Origin of the sequence: Microbacterium gubbeenense DSM 15944, assembly GCF_000422745.1 — a bacterium.
GTDB lineage: Bacteria > Actinomycetota > Actinomycetes > Actinomycetales > Microbacteriaceae > Microbacterium > Microbacterium gubbeenense.
The window spans coordinates 1-2555 of the sequence record NZ_AUGQ01000058.1 but is presented as its reverse complement, the minus strand read 5'-3'; the positions used below and the strand labels follow the sequence as shown (position 1 = coordinate 2555).

Annotated in this window: 3 protein-coding genes and 1 pseudogene; 1 reads left to right on the top strand and 3 read right to left on the bottom strand. The window is 69.2% G+C overall.

Annotated features, from left to right (window positions below):
* A partial coding sequence (locus tag G510_RS17010) for an SDR family oxidoreductase (protein WP_036323468.1) occupies positions 1-171 on the top strand: 171 nt, incomplete at its 5' end.
* A 94-nt stretch (positions 172-265) separates the two neighbouring features.
* On the opposite strand, the gene G510_RS17005 is transcribed toward G510_RS17010, so the two are convergent.
* From G510_RS17005 to G510_RS18110, 3 genes and pseudogenes are all read right to left on the bottom strand, one after another.
* Positions 266-1492, bottom strand: coding sequence for an MFS transporter (locus G510_RS17005; protein WP_197971883.1), 1227 nt, complete (start codon positions 1490-1492; stop codon positions 266-268).
* A 5-nt stretch (positions 1493-1497) separates the two neighbouring features.
* Positions 1498-2148: a GntR family transcriptional regulator gene (locus G510_RS0113215; protein ID WP_029153994.1), complete on the bottom strand. Its 651-nt coding sequence runs from the start codon at positions 2146-2148 to the stop codon at positions 1498-1500.
* An 86-nt stretch (positions 2149-2234) separates the two neighbouring features.
* Positions 2235-2555: pseudogene (locus G510_RS18110) on the bottom strand (ISL3 family transposase); the annotation flags it as partial.

The following is a 2555-nucleotide window of genomic DNA, read 5'->3' as shown; positions in this document are numbered from 1 at the left end:
AACGGCAAGCCGCGGGGCCAGAACCTCAAGGAGAACGTCGAGAGCATCGCCCTCGGCCGCATCGAGACGCCCGAAGACGTCGCGAACGTCGTGTCGTTCCTCGCAAGCGAGAAGGCCGACTACGTGACCGGCCAGGTGCTGCTCGTGGACGGCGGAATGCTCTACAACTGATGCATCCGAAGGGGGCGCGGGGAGGACATGTCCTTCCCGCGCCCCCTTTTTTTGCGAAGTCTTCGCGAGGACGCCGCGCCCGGCCGGTTCCTCATCAGGCCGCCGGCAGGTGCCGGCGCCAGCTGAGCGCGACGATCCCGACGCTGACCGCCGCCAGGACCGCGCCGGCGAGGAACATCGTCGTGTACGGGATCCACGCGCCGAGCGCGGCGAGGATCGCCGGGATGAAGAACCCGAGATACGTCAGTGAGTAGTACACCGCGGTGAGTCCGGCAAGATCGCGCGGACCGGCGATCCGCTGAATCTCGCGCAGTCCCCCGACGAGCAGCATGCCGTAGGCCGCGCCGAGTGCCGCGGCGGCCACGAACGCCCAGGCGAGCGAGTTGAGGCTCACCGCGACGGCGGCCAGGATCATGGCGGGAACGGTGACCGTCAGCGCGATCCCGATGCCGCGGGCCGACAGCGGGGTGTCGACCTTCGCGGCGAACCGCTGCACCGCGACACCGCATCCGAGCGCGACGACGCACAGCAGACCCGACACACCGATCTGCAGTCCCGGCGCCTGCGACATCATGAGGCCCGGCAGGATCGCGTACGCGCTTGCGGCGGTGCCGAAGACCCACGGCGCCATCGGGACGACGACGAGGAGGAACCGGCGGTGCATCGCGGTGGGGATGCGCAGGTCGGCGAGGAGCGGCCCAGAGGTGTCTCGGCGCGGCCGGCTCTCCGGCGCCGCCCACAGCAGCACGAGCGCGACGAGGGTGAGAGCGATGTGCAGGAGGTAGGGCGACGCGGTGGGGATCGGGCCGAACTGCCCGAGCGCCGCAGCGAATCCGGCGCCCAGCGCGAACCCGGACGTCAGTGCGAGTGCAGCACGTGAGGCGCCACGGCCGTCGACGGCGCGGGTCGTGAACGGAGGCTCGGAGAGCTCTTTCACCCAGCTCGTGCCGACTGCCATCACGAGCCCCAGCGCGATACCCGACAGCACCCGCCCGGCGAACAGGAGCGGCATCGAGGAAGCCCCGACGGCGAGGAGCGTGCTGCCCGCAATCGCGATGATCGGGGCGGGGACGAACAGCGGTCGGCGGCCGTACCGGTCGGACAGCGGGCCGCCGAGAAGGAGCGCGGGCACGATGCCCAGGACATATGCCCCGAGCAGTACATTCACGCTGAAGGCGCTCATCTGGTCGATCTGGCGGTACATCACGAGCAGCGGTGTGAACTCGTTTCCACCCCACGCGACAGCGAACAGGGCAGCGCTCACGCGCATCCAGGGGACGATCGCGATCCGCTCTCCGGCGGCGGCTCCCTCGGAGGACATCTCACTCATGACAGCAGCTCCCGGTGGGTCTTCTTGATGTGACGGCCGAGTGCCACCTCGAACGCCGCGGTCTCGCCATCGCCGATGAGGCGGACGAGCAATCCGTGATCGTCGAGCACCTGCTCGGCTCGGTCGTCGCGTCGCCAGAGCGACCACGCGAGCATCCGCCTCTGCCGATCGCGCAGCGTCGCGAAGAACTCTGCGAGCAGGGCGTTCCCGCCGGCCGCGACGATCCGGGCGTGGAAGGCCGTGTCTGCCTCGGCGAGCCGCGCGAGGTCGGATGCCTCGTACGCGCGGCGTTGCTCGTCGAGAATGTCGGAGAGCTCGTCGACGACGTCCTGCACCCGTTCGGAGTCACGGGCGAGCCGCCGCACGGCATCGGTCTCGATGAGGATGCGCGCCTCGACGACGTCGTCGAGCTCTCCCGGCGTCACATCGCGGATCAGCGCACCGCGCTTGGGGTACAGCCGCATCCACCCCTCGACCTGCAAGCGCAGGAACGCCTCGCGGACGGGGGTGCGGCTCATCCCGAGTTCGTCGGCGATCGTTCCTTCGCTGACCATCGTCCCGCCGGCGAGATCGCCGTCGAGGATCCGCTCCTTGACCTTCGCGTACGCGGCATCCGCGGCGGATGCCTCCGTCTCCTGATGCTCCATGACCCCGTCCCCGTGCTGATGAACAAGATAGATACTAGTTGCATCTCAGCCCGGTGCAAAGTGGCTCTTCGGACATTCGGTGGGGGTCATGGGGTGAGGCTGCCGGCGGCGAGGAGCATGCGGAGGCGGTAGTTGTGCCGGTTGCGATAGCCGCGGGCGAGGCGCCGGTGCAGCTCGATGATTCCGTTGATCGCCTCGGTGCCGCCGTTGTTCGCGCGCCCGGTCGCGAAATACGCGAGGAACGCTCACCGCCACCGGCGCAGGGTGCGACCGAGGCGGGCGATCTCCGGGATCGGGCAGGTGTGGAATGTCTCGGCGACTCGCTCCGCGATTCGGCGGCCCTCGGCGAGATCCTTCGCGTGGTAGGCGGATCGCAGTTGCTGCGCGCACTGCCACGCAACGAACAC

Bases quoted from the DNA above. Each gene is read 5' to 3' on its own strand.
- G510_RS17005 (WP_197971883.1), bottom strand. From the start codon at position 1,492: ATGTCCTCCGAGGGAGCCGCCGCCGGAGAGCGGATCGCGATCGTCCCC.
- G510_RS0113215 (WP_029153994.1), bottom strand. From the start codon at position 2,148: ATGGAGCATCAGGAGACGGAGGCATCCGCCGCGGATGCCGCGTACGCG.